Source organism: Collimonas sp. GW821-FHT02H07 (assembly GCF_059421505.1).
Map to the genome: position 1 here is coordinate 176,760 of NZ_JBWKVC010000006.1, position 24,788 is coordinate 201,547.

The 24,788-nt window shown below is 57.3% G+C and carries 25 protein-coding genes; 22 read left to right on the top strand and 3 right to left on the bottom strand.

Annotation, left to right across the window (positions count from 1 at the left end; all coding sequences use genetic code 11):
• Window positions 1-2: 2 nt before the first annotated feature.
• From AC07V8_RS11855 to AC07V8_RS11880, 6 genes are all read left to right on the top strand, one after another.
• The gene (locus tag AC07V8_RS11855) at window positions 3-653 is read left to right on the top strand and encodes a M949_RS01915 family surface polysaccharide biosynthesis protein (RefSeq protein WP_494678355.1); all 651 of its coding nucleotides are present in this window, start codon (window positions 3-5) and stop codon (window positions 651-653) included.
• Between the two features lie 259 nt (window positions 654-912).
• Window positions 913-1,512: a hypothetical protein gene (locus AC07V8_RS11860; protein WP_494678354.1), complete on the top strand. Its 600-nt coding sequence runs from the start codon at window positions 913-915 to the stop codon at window positions 1,510-1,512.
• Entirely contained in the window at window positions 1,487-2,125 is a 639-nt protein-coding gene (locus tag AC07V8_RS11865; RefSeq protein WP_494678353.1) for a hypothetical protein, read from the top strand. Before AC07V8_RS11860 ends, AC07V8_RS11865 begins: the two co-directional genes overlap by 26 nt.
• Entirely contained in the window at window positions 2,122-2,670 is a 549-nt protein-coding gene (locus AC07V8_RS11870) for a hypothetical protein (protein ID WP_494678352.1), read from the top strand. The genes AC07V8_RS11865 and AC07V8_RS11870 overlap by 4 nt, the downstream gene beginning before the upstream one ends.
• Before the next feature lie 32 nt (window positions 2,671-2,702).
• Window positions 2,703-3,149 (top strand): hypothetical protein, encoded by a 447-nt coding sequence (locus AC07V8_RS11875; protein ID WP_494678351.1) that lies wholly within the window; start codon window positions 2,703-2,705, stop codon window positions 3,147-3,149.
• Between the two features lie 216 nt (window positions 3,150-3,365).
• A complete protein-coding gene (locus tag AC07V8_RS11880; RefSeq protein ID WP_494678350.1) occupies window positions 3,366-3,833 on the top strand; it encodes a hypothetical protein in 468 nt (155 codons plus the stop codon).
• Between the two features lie 136 nt (window positions 3,834-3,969).
• Here AC07V8_RS11880 and AC07V8_RS11885 read toward each other — a convergent pair whose 3' ends face one another.
• Entirely contained in the window at window positions 3,970-4,566 is a 597-nt protein-coding gene (locus AC07V8_RS11885; protein ID WP_494678349.1) for a nitroreductase family protein, read from the bottom strand.
• Window positions 4,567-4,875: 309 nt separating this feature from the next.
• Between AC07V8_RS11885 and argS the strand changes: the two genes are divergently transcribed.
• The 5 genes from argS to AC07V8_RS11910 all read left to right on the top strand — a co-directional run bounded on the left by argS (window position 4,876) and on the right by AC07V8_RS11910 (window position 9,817).
• Entirely contained in the window at window positions 4,876-6,615 is a 1,740-nt protein-coding gene (argS, locus tag AC07V8_RS11890) for an arginine--tRNA ligase (RefSeq protein WP_494678348.1), read from the top strand.
• 109 nt (window positions 6,616-6,724) lie between these two features.
• Entirely contained in the window at window positions 6,725-7,444 is a 720-nt protein-coding gene (locus AC07V8_RS11895) for an SPOR domain-containing protein (protein ID WP_494678347.1), read from the top strand.
• A 104-nt stretch (window positions 7,445-7,548) separates the two neighbouring features.
• A complete protein-coding gene (locus AC07V8_RS11900; protein WP_494678346.1) occupies window positions 7,549-8,262 on the top strand; it encodes a thiol:disulfide interchange protein DsbA/DsbL in 714 nt (237 codons plus the stop codon).
• A 118-nt stretch (window positions 8,263-8,380) separates the two neighbouring features.
• Window positions 8,381-9,166 (top strand): SDR family oxidoreductase, encoded by a 786-nt coding sequence (locus AC07V8_RS11905; RefSeq protein ID WP_494678345.1) that lies wholly within the window; start codon window positions 8,381-8,383, stop codon window positions 9,164-9,166.
• A gap of 27 nt (window positions 9,167-9,193) precedes the next feature.
• Window positions 9,194-9,817 carry a LysE family translocator gene (locus AC07V8_RS11910; RefSeq protein ID WP_494678344.1) on the top strand — a complete coding sequence of 208 codons (624 nt, stop codon included), beginning with the start codon at window positions 9,194-9,196 and terminating at the stop codon, window positions 9,815-9,817.
• Between the two features lie 30 nt (window positions 9,818-9,847).
• Here AC07V8_RS11910 and AC07V8_RS11915 read toward each other — a convergent pair whose 3' ends face one another.
• The gene (locus tag AC07V8_RS11915; protein ID WP_494678343.1) at window positions 9,848-10,915 is read right to left on the bottom strand and encodes an MBL fold metallo-hydrolase; all 1,068 of its coding nucleotides are present in this window, start codon (window positions 10,913-10,915) and stop codon (window positions 9,848-9,850) included.
• Between the two features lie 789 nt (window positions 10,916-11,704).
• On the opposite strand from AC07V8_RS11915, the gene AC07V8_RS11920 reads away from it, so the two are divergent.
• Genes AC07V8_RS11920 through AC07V8_RS11935 form a run of 4 tightly spaced genes read left to right on the top strand, consistent with a single transcriptional unit; the run spans window position 11,705 to window position 15,752 of the window.
• The gene (locus tag AC07V8_RS11920; RefSeq protein ID WP_494678342.1) at window positions 11,705-11,827 is read left to right on the top strand and encodes a hypothetical protein; all 123 of its coding nucleotides are present in this window, start codon (window positions 11,705-11,707) and stop codon (window positions 11,825-11,827) included.
• A gap of 42 nt (window positions 11,828-11,869) precedes the next feature.
• Window positions 11,870-13,945: a ferritin-like domain-containing protein gene (locus tag AC07V8_RS11925; RefSeq protein ID WP_494678341.1), complete on the top strand. Its 2,076-nt coding sequence runs from the start codon at window positions 11,870-11,872 to the stop codon at window positions 13,943-13,945.
• Complete coding sequence (gene bufB, locus AC07V8_RS11930) at window positions 13,933-14,916, top strand: MNIO family bufferin maturase (protein WP_494678340.1); 984 nt, start codon at window positions 13,933-13,935, stop codon at window positions 14,914-14,916. Before AC07V8_RS11925 ends, bufB begins: the two co-directional genes overlap by 13 nt.
• Window positions 14,913-15,752 carry an HvfC/BufC family peptide modification chaperone gene (locus AC07V8_RS11935; protein WP_494678339.1) on the top strand — a complete coding sequence of 280 codons (840 nt, stop codon included), beginning with the start codon at window positions 14,913-14,915 and terminating at the stop codon, window positions 15,750-15,752. The genes bufB and AC07V8_RS11935 overlap by 4 nt, the downstream gene beginning before the upstream one ends.
• A 41-nt stretch (window positions 15,753-15,793) precedes the next feature.
• Here AC07V8_RS11935 and AC07V8_RS11940 read toward each other — a convergent pair whose 3' ends face one another.
• Window positions 15,794-17,206 (bottom strand): heme-binding protein, encoded by a 1,413-nt coding sequence (locus AC07V8_RS11940; protein ID WP_494678338.1) that lies wholly within the window; start codon window positions 17,204-17,206, stop codon window positions 15,794-15,796.
• 589 nt (window positions 17,207-17,795) lie between these two features.
• Between AC07V8_RS11940 and AC07V8_RS11945 the strand changes: the two genes are divergently transcribed.
• The 7 genes from AC07V8_RS11945 (at window position 17,796) to AC07V8_RS11975 (ending at window position 24,780) form a co-directional block, all read left to right on the top strand.
• The gene (locus AC07V8_RS11945; protein ID WP_211442797.1) at window positions 17,796-18,221 is read left to right on the top strand and encodes a MerR family transcriptional regulator; all 426 of its coding nucleotides are present in this window, start codon (window positions 17,796-17,798) and stop codon (window positions 18,219-18,221) included.
• A 67-nt stretch (window positions 18,222-18,288) separates the two neighbouring features.
• Window positions 18,289-19,473, top strand: coding sequence for an isovaleryl-CoA dehydrogenase (locus AC07V8_RS11950; RefSeq protein WP_494678337.1), 1,185 nt, complete (start codon window positions 18,289-18,291; stop codon window positions 19,471-19,473).
• A gap of 110 nt (window positions 19,474-19,583) precedes the next feature.
• The gene (locus AC07V8_RS11955) at window positions 19,584-20,525 is read left to right on the top strand and encodes a pyridoxal-phosphate dependent enzyme (protein ID WP_494678336.1); all 942 of its coding nucleotides are present in this window, start codon (window positions 19,584-19,586) and stop codon (window positions 20,523-20,525) included.
• Window positions 20,525-22,330 carry a bifunctional isocitrate dehydrogenase kinase/phosphatase gene (gene aceK / locus AC07V8_RS11960; protein WP_494678499.1) on the top strand — a complete coding sequence of 602 codons (1,806 nt, stop codon included), beginning with the start codon at window positions 20,525-20,527 and terminating at the stop codon, window positions 22,328-22,330. The genes AC07V8_RS11955 and aceK overlap by 1 nt, the downstream gene beginning before the upstream one ends.
• A 108-nt stretch (window positions 22,331-22,438) precedes the next feature.
• Window positions 22,439-23,635 carry an acetyl-CoA C-acetyltransferase gene (locus tag AC07V8_RS11965; RefSeq protein WP_494678335.1) on the top strand — a complete coding sequence of 399 codons (1,197 nt, stop codon included), beginning with the start codon at window positions 22,439-22,441 and terminating at the stop codon, window positions 23,633-23,635.
• A gap of 141 nt (window positions 23,636-23,776) precedes the next feature.
• On the top strand, window positions 23,777-24,382 hold the full coding sequence (locus AC07V8_RS11970) for a 2-hydroxychromene-2-carboxylate isomerase (RefSeq protein ID WP_494678334.1): 606 nt from the start codon (window positions 23,777-23,779) through the stop codon (window positions 24,380-24,382).
• Window positions 24,379-24,780, top strand: a complete 402-nt coding sequence (locus tag AC07V8_RS11975; protein WP_494678333.1) for a YchJ family protein — start codon at window positions 24,379-24,381, stop codon at window positions 24,778-24,780. The genes AC07V8_RS11970 and AC07V8_RS11975 overlap by 4 nt, the downstream gene beginning before the upstream one ends.
• Window positions 24,781-24,788: the final 8 nt, after the last annotated feature.

Genomic DNA, 24,788 nt, shown 5'->3' on the forward strand with positions numbered 1-24,788 from the left:
CTATGAAGAAAAATATACCGCAAATCGTAGCGCCCCTAGTTTTCCTTGCTTCCGTAATTTGCAGCAATGCTTTTTCCGCAGAAATAGCGACATCGAAAATTGATGAAAAATCTCTCGTTGACGCGCATATTTCCCTGAAGGGAAACCTGGTTTCTGCGGTTGGTGTACAAGACAAAATTGGTCAACACATATTGGTTTTGACAAAAAAAGTGGGACCGTCGAAAACAGAGAAAAATCTCGCTAGAAACGAACGCATTGATTTGCAGGCTGTTTTTTATGTAAAAGAGAACTCAAATTGGAATGAAGAATGGGCTATTACAGATTTTGTTGATTGTCCTGGCCTGGATTCTAGCGCGTCCTTTTTCTCAAAGAATGTGACGGTCACAGACTTAAACAATGATGGAATCGCTGAAATTACCGTGCCGTATAAGACGTTTTGTGGCGGGGGAATTGATCCTAGCACCATCAAAGTCATTATGCGGAAAGGAAAGGAAAAGTACGCGATCAGAGGCGAGTCTCAAATTGTCATTGAAGGCCAAGAGCCTTACGGCGGTGAAAAAAATTATGATAAGTCTTTGCTATTGCCCGAGAATTTAGTTTTTAAAAAACATCTGGATACAGTGTGGAACAAGATCTATATTGAGCGTCATTAAGATCTGGGAGAAGGTCGTTGATGGCGAAATTCGGAGTTTGATGATGCTGATAATCGAGTGATTTGATACAAATTGTTTCTCCCTCAAACGCATATGAGCACTGGTAAAAGTCTGTCCATAGCCAGCGGCGACAGCCTGTTCGCTGGTATTCGTCAAACCTTCAGGCTGTTTGTTCAAAAAATGATCGCGGTGGCTGGTTATTTTCAGCTGTAAGCATTGAGCAACAACATTATCCAACTCCCCTCATGCTGGTCAGCCGATGGACATTAAAAAAATCTTGCCGACTGTTTTAACAATCCTCTCATGCTCATCGTTCGCAAGCGATATAGGAGAGGGTTTCGTTCAGAGAAATACAGAGGGCGGAACGTATCTGCATACAACTCAAACGATCAAAAAAAATGAAAAGATCATGGTCCAATATCCAAAAGAGAATGGGGATATTGACTGTTGCAAGATAACGTCCTCCGATGGGGAGCTATTGCCGCAGGGTGAAGTTACCGATGAGTTGAATGGAAGGGATGTACACGTTTACAAACTGAAGCTGCGCTATGCGAAGCCTTTTGTCGGAATCGCGATAATTGGAGCGGGTGCTTCTGTTGCGGAAACCGCCACCGGATTGGAGATTAAAAATCGAAACACATCTGTTAAAACGTGTTTGAGCCAAGAAGGTGTGCATCTATTCTCGACAAAGACAGGTAATCTGAAAACGCATCTATATTTACCGCTTGGTTACGATGTGGAAAGTGACCTGCGTGACCGAGACAAGGACGAATTCAATAAAATGAAAAAGGGCCAGATCACGGAGCATTCATGGAAATATTCAGGAGTTTGCAATGCAGATCATGTCATCGGCAACTAAGCTGCTAAGCCTGCTTCTAGCAGCGACGTTACTTGTCGGTGACGTTCATGCTACACCTGCGGCTAGCGTACAAATGCTGGAAAATCTTAGGGCAAATTTTAAGACCGCGGTTAATCCCGTTAAATATGTTTTTGTTGATGCCGACGGAAAAAATAAAACCAGCGATCGCCCTGGGAAAATTTATATATTAGATATTACGGCTAAAGAGCCAACCCATTTTATTTATTCATCCGAAATAGATCGTTTGTTTAAGGATCATTTTGAGGTAATGATAGACGACGAGTCTCTCATCTCTACACCAAAGAGCAATTACATTGTTTTAACGATGTCGAGGCCGCATGAATTCAATCCAAAATCAGTTCACTGCGCCGCTGGCATGGGTGAAGACCGGGCTTATCTTATCTCGATAACAGGCAGCGATATCAAAGTGCTGAATCGGAATTTTTTCAATTGTGCGGGCTCTTACAGGATGATCCATGATGGTGGCCAACTAGGTTACGAAATCAGGGATTACCATAAAGGTTCAGATCAAGCTCAGTCCGTGCTGTATATCCTACAAGATGGGCAATTGGTAAGGAAAGAAAATGGTCTTTACAAGGAAAAGGCGCAATGACCGTTCTTACAGAGCTTGATTACGACAGCACGCTTGACGATTTGGTGAGAGCGGTGCTTTATTCTTTTGCTATGAACGACTACGATGGTGAGGACTCGGTCGCTCTGAGGAGCATTGCTGCGTCTGATATTTTTGATGGAGTCAAGACTGAAGTGGTGAATGAAGCACTTGCCACTATTCAGCAGGCGGGCTTGATTTCGTGGAATGATGAGCAAATTGGGCGAATCGGTTTGACAGTAGTTGGTTTTGCTAAATTTCAATTGGTCCGCAACGATTTTTTTGATGACGATGAAAACGAAATGCTGAGAAATCGCATTGCTACTATCGACGTTTCCGATCTTCAAAAATCGCAGACGTACCTGTCAATTAAGAGGAAATTTTCTGGCCTTGCTGCGTTATCCGGCCAAATTTGTCCCGAGTCGGGTCGGTGGCAAGCTCAACGGTTGTCTAATAGAACGATCGTGATTGAACTGGGTGAATTTTTACCATATCCAGAGTTTGATGAGGCTGGCAACCAGATCATCTGGCATAAGCTGCTTACCTAACAATTGTTTCTGCTGACGATGATGCCGACCAAATGAAGATTGGAATTTGTTTATTGGTTGTTATTACATTCAGCTATGGTATAGCCAGAGCTGATGTTCAATTAGAAACCGCTTGTTATGTGTATGTACCACATGATAGTTCCAGTAAGCCTATCAAATTTGCGTTACGCACATATGTCGACAAAGATCTAAAAAAAGAGATTGGTGCTTTCGTTCAATACAATGCGTCAAAAGAAACTGTCCCTCTCGTACTTACAAAATACGTCAGTACCGATACGGGCTCCCCTGATTTAGGTAATTACGAAATTTCCAGAGTTGAAATCGTCGATAAAAAAATAACGGGCGAGTATGTATTTATTCAATCGGGTGCTGGTAATACCCAAGGAAAGTACGTGGTGTATACGAAATCTAAAACAGGAAAACAAATCACATTTATGTACACGGGCGATAATGACGCTGCCTGTAAAATCGTGAACTGAGTGCCCAAAAATTAGAATTCGTCTTGGGTAGTCTCCGCAATTTGACGATTGAATGCCATGCGCCTACGATCCAGGATTTATAAATCATGCCTTATCTCGTTTCTATTTTTATGCCTAAATTCGCATGCTCAAATAGCTGACGGAGGCGTGACTTATGTTTTGGTTGATTTAACAGGGGTTGCGTTTGATGCAATCTAAGCTGATCAAGAAAAAGGCATGTTTTTTCGCCGCACAGTTAAAGGTGGGAGTTCCAGTAATTTCCGCTTGCCCGAATTTGATCGCATGATAAAGCAGCATAACTTCACTTACCAATTGCTTGACGACTCTCTAATTTCAACGCAGGAAGGAGATTATTTCGTACTTGAATCAATGCGGTCAATTGCATCTAATCCGGAAGAAGACGTCGACTATAGAAAGCACCCACAATGGTGGACATATAGGTGTGCGCACGCTGTACATCTGACATATCTGGTTGGCGTGGTGAAGGAAAAAATAAAAATAATTAAAAACAATTTCACGCAATGTACATCGGAGTCCCGGGTGTTTAAGAGCAATGGGCAGATTGGCTATGAGGTCAAGGATTACAGCAAAGGTGGAGATCAGCCTCAATCCGTGCTGTATCTTTTAAAAGACGGAAAATTCATACGCAAAGAAAATGGCCCGTACAAGGAAGAACCACAATAACGGTTCTCATTGAACTTGATCTGTCGGTTAGCTGCAGGTCAGTACAAATAAAAATGCGGATGAACGGCACAAACCGTTCATCCGCATTTTTTCAGGGCTCAAGCGCATCGAGCCCGTCATGCAACGCTCTAGACTCTCAAGCCTTGAAAGTACCTTCCGAAACCAGCGCCTGCAAAGGCAAACGCGGGCTAGGTTCTTCCTTGGAACGCAGGCCTTCCGGCAGCATGGCCTTGTCGCCGATCTTGCCGATGGCTACCGCTGCTTCGATGGCGAAGTTGGCTGGAACGCCCAGTTCGATGCGTGTCTTTTCCTTGTCGAAACCGGCCATGCCATGCGCATGCCAGCCGGACAGGCTGGCTTGCAGCGCCAGGTAGCCCCAGGCTGAACCGGCGTCGAAGGAGTGGGTTGGGGCCGGCCGTTCTTCGCTGCTGCCCGGCGGCGCGAAGGTGGTTTTCGACAGTACGATCACCAGCGCCGCGGCGTTTTCGGCCCAGCTGCGGTTGAATTCGTTGAGCAGGCCCAGCAGGCGGGTCCAGTGTGGGGTGCCGCGGCGGGCGAAGACGAAGCGCCATGGCTGCGAATTGTAGGACGACGGCGCCCAGCGCGCGGCTTCCAGGATGGTCAGCAATTCTTGCTCGGACATCTCGTCATTGGCGTAGGCGCGCGGCGACCAGCGGCTGAGGAATTGCGGGTGGGCCGGGTGATCGGCGACGCGTGGCGTGGACTGGGTCATAAGGTTTCCTGTTGTGAACTAGATAATGGATGCAAAGACGAAAATTCGCTGTGGCCGGATCCAGCCTGGCCAAGACGCCGCATCTTAGCAGCAGTTTTTGATGCTTGCAGAGGCTGCCTGAGTTTATGGCATCGCTTCGACGTACCGGGCAAGCAGGGTGAAGATTGCTGCGCCAAGCCGGTATAATCGGAAATAACCAAGACTGGCCGGGCGTTGTCCAAGTGACAGCAAACCCGGCAGGCTTTCGCATAATCCCGTGCGGCGCCCGTGTTCCTGCGCCGCATCTTTGTTCTACTGACTGTCAATCCTATGCTAGCACCACAAAAACAACAGATCATCGACCTTTTCAACGCTGCCTTGCAGCCTGTCATCGCCGGCAGCGAGCTGACGCCGACCGTGACGCTGGAGCGCCCGCGCGATCCCTCGCATGGCGATGTCGCCTGCAATATCGCCATGCAGCTGGCCAAGCCCTTGAAAAAAAATCCGCGTGAACTGGCCCAGACCCTGGTGGCGGCAGTCATGGCCGGCGCTGCCGGCAAGGGTTTGATCGAAGCGGCTGAAATCGCCGGTCCCGGCTTCATCAACCTGCGCCTGACCGCCGCCGCCAAGCAGCAAGTAGTCCACACCGTCTTGCAGCAAGGCGCGGAATTCGGCAAGAGCCAGCTCGGCGCCGGTAAAAAAGTGCTGGTCGAGTTTGTCTCGGCCAATCCGACCGGCCCGCTGCACGTCGGCCACGGCCGCCAGGGCGCGCTGGGCGACGCTTTGTCTGCATTGTTCGAAGTGCAAGGTTTCGACGTCACCCGCGAGTTTTACTATAACGACGCCGGCGTCCAGATCGCCACCCTGGCGACTTCGGTGCAGGCGCGCGCCAACGGCTTTAAGCCGGGCGACGCCGAATGGCCGGAAAGCGCCTACAACGGCGACTACATCGCCGACATCGCCCAGGATTTCCTGGCGCGCAAGACCGTGGCGGCCAGCGATGGCGAGCCGGCTGCCGCCAGCGGCGACGTCAACGATATCGAATCGATCCGCAAGTTTGCCGTGGCCTACCTGCGCCGCGAGCAGGACCTGGACTTGCTGGCCTTCGGCGTCAAGTTCGACAACTACTACCTGGAATCCTCGCTGTACAAGGACGGCAAGGTCAACGCCGCCGTCGAGGCCTTGATCGCCGCCGGCGTCACCTATGAGCTGGACGACGCCTTGTGGCTGCGCACCACCGATTACGGCGACGACAAGGACCGCGTGATGCGCAAGAAGGATGGCACTTACACCTACTTCGTGCCGGACGTCGCCTATCACATCGTCAAATGGCAGCGCGGCTTCGGCAAGGTCATCAATATCCAGGGCAGCGACCACCACGGCACGATCGCGCGCGTACGCGCCGGCCTGCAGGCGGTCAACATGGGCATTCCGCAGGGCTATCCGGATTACATCCTGCACAAGATGGTGACCGTGATGAAGAACGGCGAGGAAGTGAAAATTTCCAAGCGCGCCGGTTCCTATGTCACCGTGCGCGACCTGATCGAATGGTCGTCCGGCGAAGACGGCGCTGAAACTGCCGGCGCGCCGCGCGACCTGACCCGCGGCCGCGACGCCGTGCGCTTCTTCCTGATCTCGCGCAAGGCCGATACCGAATTTGTGTTCGACGTCGACCTGGCGCTGGCCAAGTCCGACGAAAACCCGGTGTATTACGTGCAGTACGCGCACGCCCGCATCTGCTCGGTGCTGGCGCAATGGACCGGCGACGAGGCCAGCCTGAGCAGCATCGACCTCAGCCCGCTGACCGCGCCGCGCGAAGCCAGCCTGCTGGCCAAGCTGGCCGAATATCCGGACATGCTGCAGCATGCGCTGGAAGAGCTGGGGCCGCACCAGGTGGCGTTCTATCTGCGCGATTTGGCGGGCGAGCTGCATAGCTACTACAATGCGGAGCGGGTTTTGGTCGACGACGAGGCGCTCAAGCTGGCGCGCCTGGCCCTGATGCACGCCACCCGCCAGGTGCTGCGCAACGGCCTGGCGCTGATCGGCGTATCGGCTCCCGCACGCATGTGATTTGAATCTACAATAGGCGACTCGGTCTGAGCTTGTGTCCGGTCCGGCGTTGACGCCGGCGGCACAGTCGGACGGAGACGTTCTGTAACCAGTATGTCATTGGGGAAGTATGAGCAAATTTATCAACAAGCAAGCTGGCGGTACTTTACTGGGCCTGATTTTCGGCCTGATCATCGGCCTGGCGATCGCCGTCGTGGTGGCGATCATGATCACCAAGACGCCGACGCCGTTCACCAACAAGACAGCCAAGGCCGACAAACCGCCGGAAGCCATCACGGCGCCGGCTACGCCAGCCGCACCGGCTGCCGGCGGCGACCAGCTGCCGGATCCGAACAAGGCGCTGTACGGCAACCAGAGCGCGGCCAAGGAAGCAGCCAAGGCATTCACGCCGCCGGCCACGCCAGCGGTGCCGCCAACCGACAACACGCCGGCGGCCGTCAACCAGGCTGCCGAGAAGAAGCTCGATGCACTGGTGGCCAAGTCCCAGCAGGACAAGCCGGCCCCGGTGGTCGATAAATCGACTGCCGACAAGGCCAAGAAGGTCGCCGGCGACATCGCCGAAGCCAAGACCAAGGCCGCCGCCGCGGACGACAACTGGATCTATTTCCTGCAGGTCGGCGCTTTCCGTGAACAGAATGAAGCTGAAAGCGCCAAGGCCAGGCTGGCGCTGATGGGTTTCGAGGCCAAAATCAGCGAGCGCCAGGCCGATACCGGTTCCCTGTACCGGGTACGGGTCGGACCATTCAATCAGCTGGAAACAATGAACCGGATTCGCGGGAAGTTGTCAGATAACGGCGTTAATGCGGCTGTGGTGCGGGCTGCGAAATAAAGAGCTGGTTTGTCATCGTCATCAATGTTTTGTCTAATCGGTTGAAGGCAGAGCGACTCCAGCGGAATCGTCTCTGCCTCACAATTTAATAATAAGGATATTTCATGCGTTTTTTCCAAAAAGCCCTGGCAGTCGCTGGTCTTAGCCTGAGTCTCGGCCTGGTTGCCGTCAGCGCCGGCGCATCGCCGGCCAATCCGGTTGCCGGCACCGACTACAAAGTTCTCGACAATCCGCAGCCGACCGATAGCGGCCTCGGCAAGAAAGTGGAAGTGACGGAATTCTTCGGTTACTTCTGCCCGCATTGCAATGCGCTCGAGCCGACGCTGGAAGACTGGATCGCCAAGCAAGGCGACAAGATTTCCTTCAAGCGTGTGCCGGTCGATTTCGGCGATCCGAATGGCGATCCGAAGAAATCGCCTTACGTAACGCAGAAAAAGCTGTACTACACGCTGGAAGCGATGGGCAAGCTGCCTGAGATGCACAAGAAAGTCTTCAACGCCATCCACGTGCAGCGCCAGAACCTGAACAACGACGCAGCCGTCGCCGATTTCGCCGCCAAGAGCGGCCTCGACAAAGCCAAGTTCATGGACGTCTACAATTCCTTCGCGGTGCAGACCAAGGTGACCCGCGCCACTCAGTTGCAGACCGCCTACAAGGTCGACGGCGTGCCGATGCTGGTGGTTGACGGCCGCTTCGTCACCTCGCCGTCGATTGTCGGCGCAACGCCTGGCGCCGGCGAGACCGAAGCAGCCTTGTTCAAGACCACCCTGCAAGTGATGGACAGCCTGGTGGCCAAGGCCGCGGCTACCAAGAAGTAATCAGCGGTCCGGCCCTGATGTGGCCAGCCGGCAGCAGTTGTTGAAAAGTCCGCCTCTCGCAAGAGGGCGGGCTTTTTTATCGAGGTTTTATCGCATCACTCCGAGATTGGTCGTTTTCATGAAACGTGTATTCATCACCGGCGCATCCAGCGGCATCGGCGCCGCCTTGGCGCAATACTATGCAGGGCAGGGCGCGGCGCTGGGGCTGGCGGCGCGGCGCCAGCCGGTGCTGGAACAGCTGCTGGCCGGCCTGCCGCATCCGGAGCGGCATCGGCTGTACGCGCTGGATGTCAACGATCATGCAGCCCTGAGCGCGGCGGCGGCGGACTTCATCGCTGCCGGCAATGGCGTCGACGTGGTGATCGCCAGCGCCGGCATTTCGCAGGGCACGCTGACCGAACATGCGGAAGACCAGGAGGTGTTCAACCAGGTGTTCGCCACCAATGTGCTGGCCACGGTGGCGACCTTTACGCCATTCATCGCCAGCATGAAGCGCCAGGCCCGGGAAGGCCAGCGCGATCTGCGCCTGGTCGGGGTCGGCAGCGTCGCCGGCATCCGCGGCTTGCCGGGCGCCGGCGCCTATAGCGGCTCGAAGGCGGCGCTGATCAGTTATTGCGAATCGCTGCGGGTGGAGTTGCGCGCCAGCGGCATCAAGGTGGTCACCATCGTCCCCGGCTATATCGATACGCCGATGACCCAGGTCAACGAATATGCGATGCCGTTCCTGATGCCGGCCGAGCGCTTTGCCGCCAAGACCGGCGCGGCGGTGGCGCGCGGCAGCAGCTACCAGGTGATTCCGTGGCAGATGGGCGTGGTGGCCAAGCTGTTGCGGCTGTTGCCCAACTGGCTATACGATCTGGTGTTTTCCAAGGCGCCGCACAAGGCGCGCAAAGGTATGGACTAATTCGCGGACTGATTTACGGACTGACCCATGGACTTTCATAGTTTCTTCTTATTTGTGCTGACCGAGCTGGCGCTGTCGGCCTCGCCGGGACCGGCGGTGATGCTGGTGGTGGCCTATGGCATTACCGCCGGCTGGAAAAAATCGATCTTCGCGACGCTGGGGATACTGACCGCCAATGCAATCTATTTCACCATCTCGGCAACCGGCCTGGGCGCCTTGATTGTCGCCTCGCATACCTTGTTTACCGTGGTGAAGTGGCTGGGTGTGGCTTATCTGGCCTATCTCGGCCTGTCCGCCATCTTCGGCCGGCCGTCGCCGATTACCGCTTCCAGGCTGGACGGCAGAGATTCATCCGGCTGGAAGATCTGGCTCAGCGGCCTGACCCTGCAGCTGGCCAATCCCAAGGCGCTGATCTTTTTCATCGCCATCCTGCCGCAGTTCCTGAACCCGGCCGCGAATGTGCCGCTGCAAATGATCTGGCTGGCAGCCGGTTCGATGATCCCGGAATTTTTTATCCTGCTCGGCTATGCCATGCTGGCGGGACGGATGCAGAACATCGCTACCCGCCCGAGCTTTGCGCGGATTACCGACCGCATCGCCGGCAGCCTGATGCTGGCGGTGGCGATGATCGTTGCGGCGATACAGCAATAACCGGCGCTTGCCGCCAGGATCGTTCGATTCTCAACTGGCGCTGAAGCGGTAAACCTGGTCCGCATCCAGCCGCCGTTTCAGCACGCCGTCGAACCACAGCTTGTGCAGATGCGCCAAGGCCTCGCCCAGCGCGAACGTCATCTGATGGGCGTCGAGCGGCCGGCGGAACATGATGGGGACGATGTCGCTGGCCGACCGCGGTGCTGTTGTGCAAGCACTCACTACCTCTGCCAGCCTGTCCCGATGGTGCTGCTGTAATTGATCGATACGAATCTGCAAACCGCGGAACGGCTTCCCGTGCGACGGCAGCACCAGCGTTGCGGTCGGCAGGCCACGGTATTTTTCCAGCGAATCCATGTACTGCTGGACTGGGTTGGATTCCGGTTCGATGGCAAACACGGAGACATTGGTGGAAATCCGCGGCAGCACCATGTCGCCGGAAACCAGCAATTCCAGGTCACTGCAGTACAGCGAAACATGCTCCGGCGCGTGGCCGAAACCGGTGATCACCTGCCATTGATGCTGGCCGATGCGCAAGCTTTGGCGGTCGGCCAGGCGGTGGTAGGCGTGCGGCACCGACGGCACTATGGACGGATAATAGGATTTGCGCTGGGACACCTTGGCGACGACTTCGGGATCGCACATGCCGTGCCGCTGGAAATGCGGCAAGGCAGCGCTGCCGTCGGCGCCGGGCAGGGCAGCCGACATGATGCGCGCTGAAAAATATTCGCCGCCGCTCATCCACAAGGGCGCTTGCCAGCGCGTGCACAGCCAGTCGGCTAGGCCGACGTGGTCAGGATGGCAATGGGTCACCAGCACCCGCAGCACCGGCAGGCCGCGCAATTCCTTGCTAAAAATCTCTTCCCAGGCGGCGCGCGTGGCGTCGCTGGCAATCCCGCAATCGATGATGGTCCAGCCATGGCGCACGCCGTCTTCGGTCTCGACGCTGTCTTCCAGCAGCCACAGATTGATGTGATCCAGGGCGAACGGCAAGCCCATGCGCAGCCAGCGCACGCCGGGCGCGACTTCCAGGGTGGCGCCGCTGGCCGGCAGCGTGTCGCCGAAGGCATAGCTGAGCTGGGCTTCGAGTGGGTTCATGGGGATTTCTTTCTGTTTTGGCAATGCGTAAAGTGTTATGGAAGCTGACCCAGGAAACAGGGGAAATCAATAAGTTACCAGTGGACGCGCCATACATATCGGGATTATTTGTCGCAGAAGATGAGATTTCTTATGGCTTCGCCATAGAAAGTGAAATTTTCTGTATATCTCGTTATTGTAGAGTTTTCATATGATTTGACGTCAATTTTCGGCGACGGTCTATCTGCCTTGGTGCAGATTTGTTCTTCAAAAAGCTTTACTGCATATTCTAAGTCGCGGCTCAACGAGCGAGTTGCGCCGAGGCCAGTCGACCGGATGGAAGCTGCGGTACTTGCAGCCCGGCTCTATTTTTAAACGCGATCATTTGGTGAGGGGATTACCCCTTGACCGCATCCCTCGCTTCGTCCCAGCTGTTGTAAGCAGCGCGGACTGACTTTTGCAATGCAAAGTCAGTCAGGTATCTGCACGCCCATTTACTCTTGATAACGGTTTTTATCAAGCGGAAAAAGGTGCCATGAGACTATAGAAAATAGTTGCTACACGTAAATATTTGTATATATTTAAATAGTTTCTAACCCATAATTATTTTTAATGCCTATCTGTCATCACGTTTGCAGTTCGCTGGCCTGAATGAAACATAAACTCATTTAGAAGCCCCTTAACCATGTTTCTCCCTCATTACGGAGCAGTCGGTGAACAACTCAAATTTCCTCCGGGACGGATCTGGAAATCTGTCTGCCACGCGTCTGGCCCTTCTGCTCTGGGTTAGCCGGAGTTGATGGATGCATCGTGCATCTCAGTAATGGCAGCACCCAGTTGCAATACTCGCAGACCAGTTTGATTCACTTGTCGTTTAAAGATCAATTGCTGCCTTTCCTGCACATCGACGCCAATCCCCAGGTCAAGGCTTAGTAACACCGTTACCGCGATTCACGTACACAGAGGAGATCGATCATGATGAATACGGCCACTACAATGCCGAGGCTCACTCCGGCGGAAAAAGCGTTGGTTCACAAATTCAATACGAACCCTGACTGGACTCACGATATCTTGTTGGCCAAGCTAAAGACGTTGTTGCAGGTGGCGATCAAGGTCGAATTGTCGACCATTCCGATTTACCTCTATAGCTATTATTCGCTCGACCGGACGTTCGGCAGCGCGAATCCGCCGTCGGAGACCAATTATTCTGCGGCGGCATTGTTCGCCAATCAGGCGGGCGGGCGCATCATGAGCGTTGCGGTCGAAGAAATGCTGCATATGTCGCTGTCGAGCAATATTCTGTATTCGGTGGGGGGAGGTCCGCAGCTCTACCTGAATGCCCCCGGCAGTTATCCGACAAACTTGCTCGATCACGCCACAGATGGCCCCGATGGCAATCCCCTCCTGATACCGTTGGCGCCATTCTCATTCGCGCAGCTCTGGCAATTTTTGGAGATCGAGTATCCCGAAACCTCCGACGCCATTCCCGAGGATGACAATTGGCAGACGCTGGGGCAGGTATACGCCTACATTCGCTGTCTGATCGCGTGCGATAAATTGGTCGATGCTGATTTCAAGCATGGCGCCCGCGCGCAACAGATTCAGCCGAGCAATTACTCCTCCGGCAATATCGACGCCGTCTTTCCCGCCGCAAACTTCAATGCGTCCAACCCTCCTGCACAAGCGGGCTCGGCGGCAAGCCAGGCACAGTATGCCAATGCCTCGGACAGTCACGCCGGTCGCGCCGAGCTCTTGACGATTCAAGACAAGAAGAGCGCCCTGCACGCCATCGATACCGTGACTGAACAAGGAGAAGGCAGCAACAGCACGCAGTGGGACGATTCGAAAAAAATGGAACTGTCGCACTACTACAAATTCCTCACCCTGCAATCGCAATTGCAGGGCTACCCCTCGGCTTCGCAGCCGCTGGCCGCACAGCCGGCCCCCCCAGCGGCGACGGCGATGCAGTTTTCGGCGAGCGATCTGTCCGCCGTTGTCTTCAATTTCCCGAGCAATCCCAGGACGGCGGACTACCCAACCTCCCTTCTGGCCAAGAACCCCAATTTCCCTGCCAACCCGCAGGACATCTCGAATTTTTGCAATGGCCTGTTCCAGTACATGTTGATATTGAGCGAGACCACTTTTCTGGTGCCTAGCCAGGAACAGAAGCGCTATTTCAACCAGGCGCTGCACCTCTCCATGATCTGGATTCTCGATAAGCTGGTCCAGCAAATGGCGAAGTTGTCGATCGATGGCGGTCAGTTCGCCGGAAAGCATTTTGCACCGACGTTCGAGAATTACAATTTAGGCGCCCGCGACCAGGCGTATGCAAATTTGGTCGCGCTCGGCAACAAGATGGCTATCAGCAGTCCCGGTTTCGCTTGGTTGCCCCAAGACTACATTACCAACAGTAAGGGCGTGTCCCTGCCGGACGTGAGCAGCTATTGGTCAAACGCGACACCCAGCACCCTGTCGAAGAACAACCCCTACGCCAATGTTCCCAAGTTTCCGGCCAATCCGCCGGCGGGCGCCTTCGACCCCCACACGTGCATGGGGCTCAATAGCTGTAAGGGCCAGGATCGATTTGGCCCGGCGGGACACCTGAATCAGCACGGCCAAATGGTGCAAAACGCTTGCGCCGGACAAGGTTATTGCTCCAGCACGGCCGACCATTCCTGTCGTGTGTTGAACAATTGCAGATATCAAGGCGGTTGCGGCCTTTATGGAGACGCCGAAGAACAGAATAACCCCGGTGGCAACGCCTGCCGGTCGCTGGGTTCCTGTGCGACGCCGATCAACGCAGAACGCTTCAGCACCGACGGCCCGAACCAAGGACAGGGCGTATGGTTGCGCGCGCGCCAAGTGTTCCTGGAAAAACGTTGGCCGGCGATCGCCAGGGCGCGTGAGCTTGACCCCACCAAATTGCCGGGTCCGCCGCACCCGGAACTGTTTGCCAATGGACCGACCTTTGCCTGGTTCTCGGAGAGTGGCGTCGGCGTGACGGCATGTGGTTCCAGTGGCATGAGCGGAGCGGGTAGTTGCGCGGCATAGCCACACAAGCGGCGAAGGCGGAAGACGCCGGCGCGTTGTCGTCCATGCCGGGACTTGGTCTAGGTCTCGGACTACGCAACGTCCACTTCGACCACATCCTCACGGAGTGGCCGAAGGTCGACTGGTTCGAGGCCATCTCGGAAAATTTCATGGATTCTGGCGGACGACCGCGCGCCGTCCTGCGTCGGATCGCCGAACGCTATCCGATCGCGCTGCACGGCGTGTCGCTGTCGATAGGCAGCACCGATCCGCTCAACCGATCCTATCTCGCGCGCCTGCGCCAACTGGCCGACGAAGTGTCGCCGCGCTGGGTCAGCGACCACTTGTGCTGGAGCGGCATGCAAGGCATCAACAGCCACGACCTGCTGCCGCTGCCTTTGAACGAGGACACGCTGGCGCACGTCATTGCGCGCGTGGCCCAGGCGCAGGAGTTGCTGGGCCGCCCCCTGGTTCTGGAAAATCCCAGTACCTATATGCGCTTCCGCGACTCGCGCATCGACGAGCCCGCGTTTCTCGGCGAACTGTGCCGCGCCACGGGTTGCTGGCTGCTGCTCGACGTCAACAACGTCTACGTCAGCTGCTTCAATGCCGGCGCCGACCCATGGGACTACCTGGAGCGCTTTCCCTTCAAGCGCGTCGTGCAACTGCACCTGGCCGGCCATCAGCATTGCGGCACGCACATCGTCGACACCCACGACAGGCCGGTCTGCGACGCCGTATGGCAGCTGTTTCGCGCGGCTTGGCAGCGCAGCGGCGGTGCCGCCACTCTGCTCGAATGGGACGGCGACGTTCCGCCGTTCGAGCGTGTGCAAGCGGAACTGATGCTGGCGCAAAAGGTGCTCCAAGGCGACACCCCCACCTCGACCATGCCGCCCTCGCGGCCGCAATCCGACGCCGCGGAGGCCCTGTCTACGCCGGTGGATTTTCTCGTGCCCAGGATGATGGGCAGTAGCGTACTGTACCCGCCATGACCCCAGCTCCGGACCGCCTGCAGCGGCTGCAGCACTGGATGCTCGATGCGCTGATTGCCCCCGGTGGTGTGGACGAGGCCGCCATCGCCGCCGCCGTCTTGCCAGGCCCCAAGCTTTCGGCCTCGGGCTGCCTGGCGATCTATCAGCGCAGCTACATTCAGCGCCTGCGGACATGTCTGAAAGAGCAGTTTCCCGCAAGCTGCCATGCGATCGGGGCGCAGCTGTTCGCCGATTTCGCCGACGAGTACCTGCGCGACTGCCCGTCCGAAAGCCATACGCTGTACGAACTGGGCAAGCGCTTCCCGCAATGGATCGAAGACAACCGCCCGGATCGCGGCGAGCCGGCCGAACGGCGCGAGACCTGGATCGACTTCATGGTCGACCTGGCCGGGTACGAACGCGAGCTATACCGCCTGTTCGACGCGCCCGGCCATGAAGGGAAACCGTGGCCGGACACAACGGCCGATGACGAGGCGCTGGTCCTCCAGCCCTGTCTGGCCCTGGTCCGGCATGGCTACCCGGTCGCTTGGTACTACCACGAGGTGCGCGCGGAACGATCGCCGCCGTTTCCCGCCGCCCGGCCCTCCAATGCCGTGATCTTGCGCCGCGATTTCCTGACCCACACTTACCCCATCACATCCCAGCACCATCGTTTTCTCTCGCTGCTGCAGCAGACGATGCACGTGCCGACTGCCCTGGAGCAGGTTGCCGCCGAAACCGGGCGCGACTTGGAAGAAATCAAACGCTCGTGGCGCGATCAGGTGCGCGGCCCCTGGCTGGAAGCGGGATTCTTCATCGAACGGTGGACGATGGATGCGTCACATTCGGTGGTCTGATAATGCCGGTCCCCCGCGCGGAGGAGGACCGGGTTGCCGCGTCAACTGCCCTTCACCTTGGTCAAGGTGTTGGCCGTCACGTGCGGGAAGGAAACGGTCTTACCGTTGATCGGAATCTGCAGCGTGATGGTCTGGCTGTATTGCAGCTGCGTGTAATTGCCGCTGCCGTCGAACGATTCGAGCCAATAGTTGAAATCATAGCGGCTAACGTTCGCATGCTGCTGCTCGTAGCCGATGTTGGTGACCGCGCCAGTGCCGTTGGCCGTGCTCATGCTCAAGTGCAGGAAGTTGGTGCAAGGCCGCAGTAGGAGCGCATTGACCAGCACCTGGTTCGGATTGGCGGTCAGGCCGGGTTGCGGATTGGTCACCGGATCATCCACCGTATACTGCACGGTGGGAATGCCTTGGGGCAAGGGCGAGACCGACGGGATCAGCGGCACGCCGGGTCCTGCATTGGCTTGGCTATATGCGCCCAAGGCCAGGATGGAATTGCCATGGGGTACCGACACCTGCTTGACCAGATTGTATTGCTGGGTGGGGGCGACGCTATTCTTCACGACCTGATTGCCCAAGCCGTAGCGGTCGCCGTTGCCGTAAGGGCCGAGCGGCTGGGTGGAATCCAGCAGCAATAGCAGCGAACCGTTTTCGGCGTGGATCAGCGCATCCTTGTTCGGCCCTTCGGCGAAATACACGCGCTGCTCGTAGAACAGCGCATAAGCTACCTGCTGGCCGATTCCGCCGCGATTGGGCGCATTGCCGTGGATCGCGGTGAAGGTCAGTTCCTCATAGTAAGTGAAGTTCTTGAGAATGTAGCCGGTCGGCGAGCTTGGATCGACTTGGGGCAGGGGCATTACGTTGTAGGAAAACGGCGCTTGCGGGCCGCCCTGGTTCGAGCCGCCCAGATTCTGGTTGGTCCACGTGCCGATCAGCTGGCTCAGCCCACCGAGCTGGCCGGCAGGTACGGCGGGAGAAATCTGCGCTGGATCGTGGGCGAGCGGAGTGCCGGTGTCCGGCGGTGTGTTCGTCGGATAGATGAATACGTTCACGTTTCCTCGGTTGTCCTCCAAGCCGGCGCCGTATTGGCCGGTGAGATCGTCGTTGATGCACAGATCAAGCGCTCCGCCCGCTGCCGAAATGATCGTGTAAGGCCCGTTGCCGATCAGGAAAGGCGCCCCGCCGTTGAGGCGCCCGACCAGCGCACCCATTTGCACGCCCGTAATCGGATAGTTGGTCTGATTCGTCGGAACCAGCAAGTCGGGGCAGCCCGCTGCATCATATGGCTTGCCGCCATTGGTATCCGGATCCGCTGTCCACAAGCCGTTCTGGTAAACGATCATGACCTCCACGAAGGGCGGTATCGTCACGCCCGTGCTCTGCCATGGCTGGTTAGACAGAATCGTGAAGGCTTCGCTCTGGATGCTTGGTGCACCTGCTTGTAATTCTGCGGTCGTCATGCGAGTCTCCCAGTATTAAGCGTGAGCAATCAAATGCTTGCATACTGGCATGCTTGTTTAGTTATATCTACCTGTCATTCTTTACAGGGCGGCGACAAGCACTCCCTGTTTCTACATTTCGGGGGGTGGACAAAATTGGCCGGATTAGCGCTACGTCAGCGCTTTTGTACCCTTCAAAGAGTAAATATCGCTTATTGCAGCTTCGCTCCCACTGGGCCAATTACGTGGCGGTTTTTGCAACTATGTGCACACTGCCCAATTTCGAAGGTCGCGTAATACTCGATGACGGCATCCGGGCAGTGTTGCACGGATGCAAAACTGCATGCGGTAGCCTGGTGATTGCTGTCGGCAATGTGTGCATTTCGAGAGAGCGCAGTAGCGTATAGATCAATGGCATAGACCAGTCTCATTGATCCCGGCAAAAATCTCACCTTCTATGGCAGTCATCCCAACTTCTACGTCACTTTAGGACGCCAGTAGTTTTTCGGTGTTTTCATTTTCCGCCAGCGCGCCTACAATGTGCTTTACGTTAACGTTAACTGCCATTGTACCTAAACCAGCATTTTTGTTCCCTGATGACTCTCTGACCATGCCGACCTACACCATCACCGAACTGGCGCGCGAATTCGATATTACCCCGCGGGCGATCCGTTTCTATGAGGATCAGGGCTTGCTGAGTCCGAAACGGGATGGCGCCGGCGGCCGCAACCGGGTGTATGCCGGGCGCGAGCGCACCCGCCTGAAACTGACCCTGCGCGGCAAGCGCCTGGGCCTGACCTTGTCGGAAATCAAGAGCTTGGTCGACATGTACGATTCGCCCAAGGATTCGGCGCCGCAGCTGGAATTGTTCCTGCAGGTGCTGGCCCGTCATCGCGAACACCTGGAGCAGCAGCGCGAAGACATCGAAGTCACGCTGGAAGAAATCACCGCCCATGAGGATGAATGCCGGCGCTTGCTGGATAGCGGCCAGCTGAGCGATCACGCTGTGCTGGCGGCTGCCGGCCACAAGGACTGAAACTGCTGTTCAATCATCACCACCGATTCCCGATTACACAACTCGCAAGAATAACGAAGGAGACAACATGATCCATTTACCAGGTTTGACGTTCGATCACGGCGAAGACATCGACGCTTTGCGCAGCGCTATCCAGGAATTCGCCGCCGTGGAAATCGCCCCGCGCGCCGCCGAAATCGACCGCAGCGACCAATTTCCCATGGACCTGTGGAAGAAAATGGGCGACCTCGGCCTGCTCGGCATCACCGCGGAGGAAGAATACGGCGGCAGCGGCATGGGCTACCTGGCGCACATCATCGCGATGGAAGAAATCTCGCGCGCTTCCGCCTCGGTAGGCTTGTCCTACGGCGCTCACTCGAACCTGTGCGTGAACCAGATCAAGCGCAACGGCAGCCCCGAGCAAAAAGCCAAATACCTGCCGAAACTGATCTCCGGCGAGCATGTCGGCGCTTTGGCGATGTCCGAGCCGAACGCCGGCTCCGATGTCGTCAGCATGAAGCTGCGCGCCGAACTCAAGGGCGACCGCTATATCCTCAACGGCAGCAAGATGTGGATCACCAACGGCCCCGACGCCGATGTGCTGGTGGTGTACGCCAAGACCGACCTGGAAGCCGGCTCGCGCGGCATGACCGCTTTCCTGATCGAAAAGAGTTTCAAGGGCTTCAGCGTCGCGCAAAAGCTGGACAAGCTCGGCATGCGCGGTTCGCACACCGGCGAGCTGGTGTTCCAGGATTGCGAAGTGCCGGCCGAAAACGTGATGGGCGGCCTCGGCAAGGGCGTCAACGTCCTCATGTCCGGCCTGGATTACGAGCGCACCGTTCTGTCCGGCGGCCCGCTTGGTATCATGCAGGCGTGCCTGGATGTGGTGCTCCCTTACGTGCATGACCGCAAGCAGTTCGGCCAGTCCATCGGCGAATTCCAGCTGATGCAGGGCAAGCTGGCCGATATGTATTCGACCATGATGGCTTGCAAAGCCTATGTATACGCGGTGGGCCAGGCCTGCGACCGCGCCAAGACGCCGGCCGCGGCCCGTGCCCTGCGCAAGGATGCCGCCGGCGCGATCCTGTATTCGGCCGAAAAAGCCACCTGGATGGCAGGCGAAGCGATCCAGGCGTTGGGCGGCAACGGCTACATCAATGAATATCCGGTGGGACGCCTGTGGCGCGACGCCAAGCTGTATGAAATCGGCGCCGGCACCAGCGAAATCCGCCGCATGCTGATTGGCCGGGAGTTGTTTGCAGAGACTTGCTAACAGGTTACAGGCAGTTGAGCGCCACAGGGATTGCAGCCGGCTGCTGCAAACGGTTTTGCAATCCCGTTGATTGATGGCACAATTGAAAAAAAGGCAACAGCGTCAAGAACATGACTTCACTGCATATTCACACCGCATTACTGCGACATCCGCAACTTTCCGTCGCACTCGATAAGCAGGTGTTGCTGAAGATGGAAAACACGCAGCCGGCAGGCTCCTTCAAGCTGCGCGGCATCGGCCTGCTATGCCAGCGCGCGGTAGCGGCCGGCGCCAGCCACCTGGTCTGCCCGTCCGGCGGCAATGCCGGCTTCGCCGCTGCTTTCGCCGGCGCTGCGCTCGGCATCAAGACCACCATCGTCGTCCCTGAAAGCACCGCCGCCTCGGTCTGCCAGCGCATCCGCGACATCGGCGCCGAGGTGATCGTGCACGGCGCGGTCTGGGACGAAGCCAACCAGCTGGCGCTGCAGCTGTGCGAGCAGCCCGGCAGCGTCTACATCCCGCCTTTCGACCATCCCGATATCTGGGACGGCAACGCCACCATGATCGACGAAGCGGTGCAGCAGGCGCGCGAGCAGGGCGTCGACTTCGATGTCGTCATCTGCTCAGTGGGCGGCGGCGGCCTGATGAGCGGCGTGCTGAGCGGCCTGCATCGCAACGGCCTGGCGCACATCCCGCTGATTGCAGCGGAAACCGATGGCGCCGCCTCGCTCAACGCTGCAGTACGCGCGGGCGAACTGGTGAGCCTGCCGGCGATCACTTCGATTGCCTCCACCCTGGCCGCCAAGCGCGTGGCCGCCGAATGTTTCGCCTGGACCCGGCGCCATGAAGTCCACAGCGTGGTGGTCAGCGATGCCCAGGCAGTTTCCGCGGCGCTGCAGTTCGCCGACCAGATGCGCACCCTGGTGGAACCGGCTTGCGGCGCGGCGCTGGCGGTGGCGTATGAGAATCTGCCGGTGCTGGCGCCTTACCAGCGGCCGCTGATCGTGGTGTGCGGCGGCATCGGCGTCAGCTTGGCTATGCTGGCTGGCTGGAAGGAACGGTTCTCGCTGTGATCACGTCTGGAAATTTTCCGAAATTATTGTCGTCGCAGATCGCTTTCGATACTGCGCGCATGATTTTGGACGGTTTCGACAAGCATTACCGTTTGTTCCGCGCGGCCAGCGTGCTGGCCAAGCAGCATTTTGAAGAGGCCGACTGGAAAACCGCCCAGCTGGCCGCGCGCGAACGCATCGGCTTCTACGATGCGCGGGTGCGCGAATGCGTGCAGGCGCTGGAAGACGAATACGACCAGGGCGACCTGACCGACGAAGTCTGGCGCGAGGTAAAGCTGCACTATATCGGCATGCTGACTTATCACAAGCAGCCGGAGCTGGCGGAAACCTTCTTCAATTCGGTCTGCTGCAACATCCTGCATCGCACCTATTTCCACAACGATTTCATCTTCGTGCGGCCGGCGGTGTCGACCGAATACATCGACACCGACGAAGCGCTGCCGACCTACCGCGTGTATTACCCGGCCAAGGACGGCCTGCACTATACGCTCAAGCGTTTAATTACCAATTTGCAGCTGCAGCGGCCGTTCGCCGACCTCGACCGCGACGTCACGCTGGCTGAAGAGCGCATCCGCCAGGCCTTCGGCGACACGCCGCTGGAGCCGAATCACCAGATCCAGGTCTTGTCGAACGCGTTCTATCGCAACAAGGGCGCTTACGTGGTCGGCAAGATGATCAACGGCCCGCGCGAATATCCCTTCGTCGTGCCGATCCTGCACGACCGCGACGGCAAGCTGGTGCTGGATGCGGTGCTGTTCGACAGCAAGATCCTGACCATCCTGTTTTCCTTCACGCGCGCCTATTTCATGGTCGACATGGAAGTACCGTCAGCCTACGTGCAGTTCCTGCGCAGCCTGCTGCCGAACAAGCCGCGCAGCGAGATCTACACCATCCTGGGTTTGCAAAAGCTGGGCAAGGCGCTGTTTTACCGCGATTTCCTGCGCCATTTGCGGCATTCTTCGGACAATTTCGAAATCGCTCCCGGCATCCGCGGGTTGGTGATGGTGGTGTTCGCCCTGCCATCGTTTCCCTACGTGTTCAAGGTCATCAAGGATTTCTTCCCGGCGCCCAAGGAAACCACCAACGCCCTGGTCAAGGAAAAATACCTGCTGGTCAAGCACCATGACCGCGTCGGCCGCATGGCCGATACCCTGGAATACTCCAGCGTGGCCTTCCCGCGCGCCCGTTTCGCCGACGAATTGCTGGCCGAGCTGAAGCAGGTGGCGCCCTCCGTGGTGGAGGAAGACGGCGATGAGATCATCATCAAGCACTTGTATATAGAGCGGCGCATGGTGCCGCTGAATATCTACCTCAGCAACGCCGAGCAGAACGACGACCAGGCGGCGCTGGAACATGGCATCACCGAATACGGCAATGCCATCAAGGAACTGGTCGCGGCGAATATCTTTCCGGGCGACATGCTGTACAAAAATTTTGGCGTGACGCGTCACAACCGTGTCGTGTTTTACGACTATGATGAGATTGAATACATTACCGACTGCAATTTCCGCGTGATTCCGCAGCCGCGCAATGAAGAAGATGAAATGTCGGCCGAACCCTGGTATTCCATCGCCAAAAACGATGTCTTTCCTGAGCAGTTCGGGGTATTTCTTCTCGGAAACCCAAACGTGAAGAAGTACTTTATCAAGCATCATGCCGATTTGCTAACCCAGCAATATTGGCAACAACGCAAGCAGCATATACAGGAAGGGCATTTCGACGATGTCTTTCCTTATCCGCAGGAATGCCGTTTCACCTATAAACCCGTTAGCCAGTCAGCACAAGCAGCAACACAGACATCGTAGTCAATCGCATTATTTTTAACCAACCAGGCAGCAAGGCCGTAAGCGGACAACGCGGATCAAAGTGGCAGCCGCAGCGGCCGACAAGTTGTCGTAATCTGGAGAAGCAACATGAATGACCCAATCGTTATCGTCGGTGCAGCACGTACTCCAATGGGTGCGTTTCAGGGTGATTTTGCGGCGTTGACCGCCACTGATCTGGGCGCCGTGGCGATCAAGGCCGCGGTAGAGCGCGCCGGCCTGAAGCCGGAACAAGTCGACGCCGTGTTGTTCGGCAATGTGCTGCAAGCGGGCCAGGGCCAGGCGCCGGCGCGCCAGGCCACCATCAAGGCCGGCCTGCCGGTCGGCACCAATGCCGCCACCATCTCCAAGGTATGCGGTTCAGCCATGCAAGCCACCATGTTCGGTGTCGATTCCCTGCTGGCAGGGACTAACGAAGTCGTGGTCGCGGGCGGCATGGAATCGATGACCAATGCGCCTTACCTGATCCCGAAAGCACGCGGCGGCTACCGCATCGGCCACGGCATGATTTTCGACCACATGATGCTGGATGGCCTGGAAGATGCCTATTCCAAGGGCGAAACCGGCGGCGGCCGATCGATGGGTACTTTCGGCGAAGAATGCGCCGCCAAATACCATTTCAGCCGCGCCGACCAGGACGCCTTTGCCATCGCGTCGGTGCAGCGCGCGCAGGCCGCTACCGCCGACGGCTCCTTCAAATGGGAAATCGCGCCGGTCACCGTCACCAGCCGTGCCGGCGAAGTGGTGATCGACAAGGACGAAGGCCCGCAAAAAGCCAAAGTCGACAAGATCCCTTCGCTGCGCGCAGCGTTCAAGAAAGACGGCACCATTACTGCCGCCTCCTCGTCTTCGATCAACGACGGCGCCGCGGCGCTGGTGCTGATGCGCGAATCGACCGCCAAGAAACTCGGCTGCACGCCGATTGCCCGCATCCTCGGCCACGCCAGCCACTCGCAGGAACCGGAATGGTTCACCACCGCACCGGTCGGCGCAATTGAAAAGCTGTACAAGAAGGTCGGCTGGAAGAACAGCGACGTCGATCTGTATGAAGTCAATGAAGCGTTCGCCGTGGTGCCCATGGCCGCCATGAAAGAGCACGACATCCCGCACGACAAGATCAACGTCCACGGCGGCGCTTGCGCCCTCGGCCATCCTATCGGCGCTTCCGGCGCGCGCATCATCGTCACGCTGCTGGGCGCGCTGAAGGCCAAGGGCCTCAAGCGCGGCGTGGCGTCGCTGTGCATCGGCGGCGGCGAAGGCACGGCAATTGCCGTTGAACTTGTCTGATAGTTCGCGCACGCAGGATGTAGTTCACGCAGCACCGTAGCAAGCAGCAAAAGATCAGCGTTTTTCCGTGGCATTGCCGCGGATTCACGCTGATCTTTGCTATTTGACTTCATGAATTGCGATTTAGACAAGGTAACAAACATGGCTGCAGCAATAGATTTCTACTTCGATTTTTCGTCTCCCTACGGCTACTTCGCTGCCACCCGCATCGATGCGCTGGCGGCCAAGTACAAGCGCGATGTCGAATGGCATCCGATCCTGCTCGGGCCGGTGTTCAAGACCACCGGTTCAGTGCCCTTGCCGCAGGTGCCGATCAAGGGCGATTACTCGTTCCACGATTTCGAGCGCAGCGCGCGTTTCCACGGCATTCCCTACAGCCGCCCGAGCGCTTTTCCGATCTCGACCCAGGCGGCGGCGCGCGCCGTGCTGTGGGTGCGCGGCAAGCAGGGCGAGGACAAGGCCAGCAAATTCGCCAAGCAAATTTACCAGGCGTATTTTGTCGACGGCATCAATATCGGCGAACCGATGCACCTGCTGGAAGTCGGCCATCGCAGCGGCATCGACACCACCGGCCTGATGGATGGCATCAACAGCCTGCCGATCAAGAACCAGCTGAAAGCCGAAGTCGACCTGGCCATGGCGCGCGGCGTGTTCGGCTCGCCATTCGTGATCGTCGACGGCGAAGCGTTCTGGGGTTTCGACCGTTTCGATCAGCTCGAAGCATTCATGCGGGATGGCAAGATTTGACGGCTGCAATCGTAGACTGCCCTTGCGGCAGCGGCAAATACGCGCAATGCTGCGGCCGCTATCACGCGGGCAAGGAAGTGGCGCCGACGGCGCTGGCGCTGATGCGCTCGCGCTATAGCGCCTATGTGATGGATGACGGCGCCTATCTGCAGGCGACCTGGCATGCCAGCACCCGGCCGCAGGAGCCGGTGGCGGCGGAAGCCGGCTTGAAATGGCTGGGGTTGGATGTGCGCAAGCACGAGGCGGCGGGCAACAGCGCAACGGTTGAATTTGTGGCGCGCTACAAGATCGATGGCCGCGCCCATCGCCTGCACGAGGTCAGCCGCTTTGTGCGTGAGCCTGATGCGGCGGGCGTATCGCGCTGGTTTTATGTCGATGGCAGTTTTCCCGAGAAATAATAAAACAA

Bases quoted from the DNA above. Each gene is read 5' to 3' on its own strand.
- AC07V8_RS11855 (WP_494678355.1), top strand. From the start codon at position 3: ATGAAGAAAAATATACCGCAAATCGTAGCGCCCCTAGTTTTCCTTGCT.
- AC07V8_RS11860 (WP_494678354.1), top strand. From the start codon at position 913: ATGGACATTAAAAAAATCTTGCCGACTGTTTTAACAATCCTCTCATGC.
- AC07V8_RS11865 (WP_494678353.1), top strand. From the start codon at position 1,487: ATGCAGATCATGTCATCGGCAACTAAGCTGCTAAGCCTGCTTCTAGCA.
- AC07V8_RS11870 (WP_494678352.1), top strand. From the start codon at position 2,122: ATGACCGTTCTTACAGAGCTTGATTACGACAGCACGCTTGACGATTTG.
- AC07V8_RS11875 (WP_494678351.1), top strand. From the start codon at position 2,703: ATGAAGATTGGAATTTGTTTATTGGTTGTTATTACATTCAGCTATGGT.
- AC07V8_RS11880 (WP_494678350.1), top strand. From the start codon at position 3,366: ATGTTTTTTCGCCGCACAGTTAAAGGTGGGAGTTCCAGTAATTTCCGC.
- AC07V8_RS11885 (WP_494678349.1), bottom strand. From the start codon at position 4,566: ATGACCCAGTCCACGCCACGCGTCGCCGATCACCCGGCCCACCCGCAA.
- argS (WP_494678348.1), top strand. From the start codon at position 4,876: ATGCTAGCACCACAAAAACAACAGATCATCGACCTTTTCAACGCTGCC.
- AC07V8_RS11895 (WP_494678347.1), top strand. From the start codon at position 6,725: ATGAGCAAATTTATCAACAAGCAAGCTGGCGGTACTTTACTGGGCCTG.
- AC07V8_RS11900 (WP_494678346.1), top strand. From the start codon at position 7,549: ATGCGTTTTTTCCAAAAAGCCCTGGCAGTCGCTGGTCTTAGCCTGAGT.
- AC07V8_RS11905 (WP_494678345.1), top strand. From the start codon at position 8,381: ATGAAACGTGTATTCATCACCGGCGCATCCAGCGGCATCGGCGCCGCC.
- AC07V8_RS11910 (WP_494678344.1), top strand. From the start codon at position 9,194: ATGGACTTTCATAGTTTCTTCTTATTTGTGCTGACCGAGCTGGCGCTG.
- AC07V8_RS11915 (WP_494678343.1), bottom strand. From the start codon at position 10,915: ATGAACCCACTCGAAGCCCAGCTCAGCTATGCCTTCGGCGACACGCTG.
- AC07V8_RS11925 (WP_494678341.1), top strand. From the start codon at position 11,870: ATGATGAATACGGCCACTACAATGCCGAGGCTCACTCCGGCGGAAAAA.
- AC07V8_RS11935 (WP_494678339.1), top strand. From the start codon at position 14,913: ATGACCCCAGCTCCGGACCGCCTGCAGCGGCTGCAGCACTGGATGCTC.
- AC07V8_RS11940 (WP_494678338.1), bottom strand. From the start codon at position 17,206: ATGACGACCGCAGAATTACAAGCAGGTGCACCAAGCATCCAGAGCGAA.
- AC07V8_RS11945 (WP_211442797.1), top strand. From the start codon at position 17,796: ATGCCGACCTACACCATCACCGAACTGGCGCGCGAATTCGATATTACC.
- AC07V8_RS11950 (WP_494678337.1), top strand. From the start codon at position 18,289: ATGATCCATTTACCAGGTTTGACGTTCGATCACGGCGAAGACATCGAC.
- AC07V8_RS11955 (WP_494678336.1), top strand. From the start codon at position 19,584: ATGACTTCACTGCATATTCACACCGCATTACTGCGACATCCGCAACTT.
- AC07V8_RS11965 (WP_494678335.1), top strand. From the start codon at position 22,439: ATGAATGACCCAATCGTTATCGTCGGTGCAGCACGTACTCCAATGGGT.
- AC07V8_RS11970 (WP_494678334.1), top strand. From the start codon at position 23,777: ATGGCTGCAGCAATAGATTTCTACTTCGATTTTTCGTCTCCCTACGGC.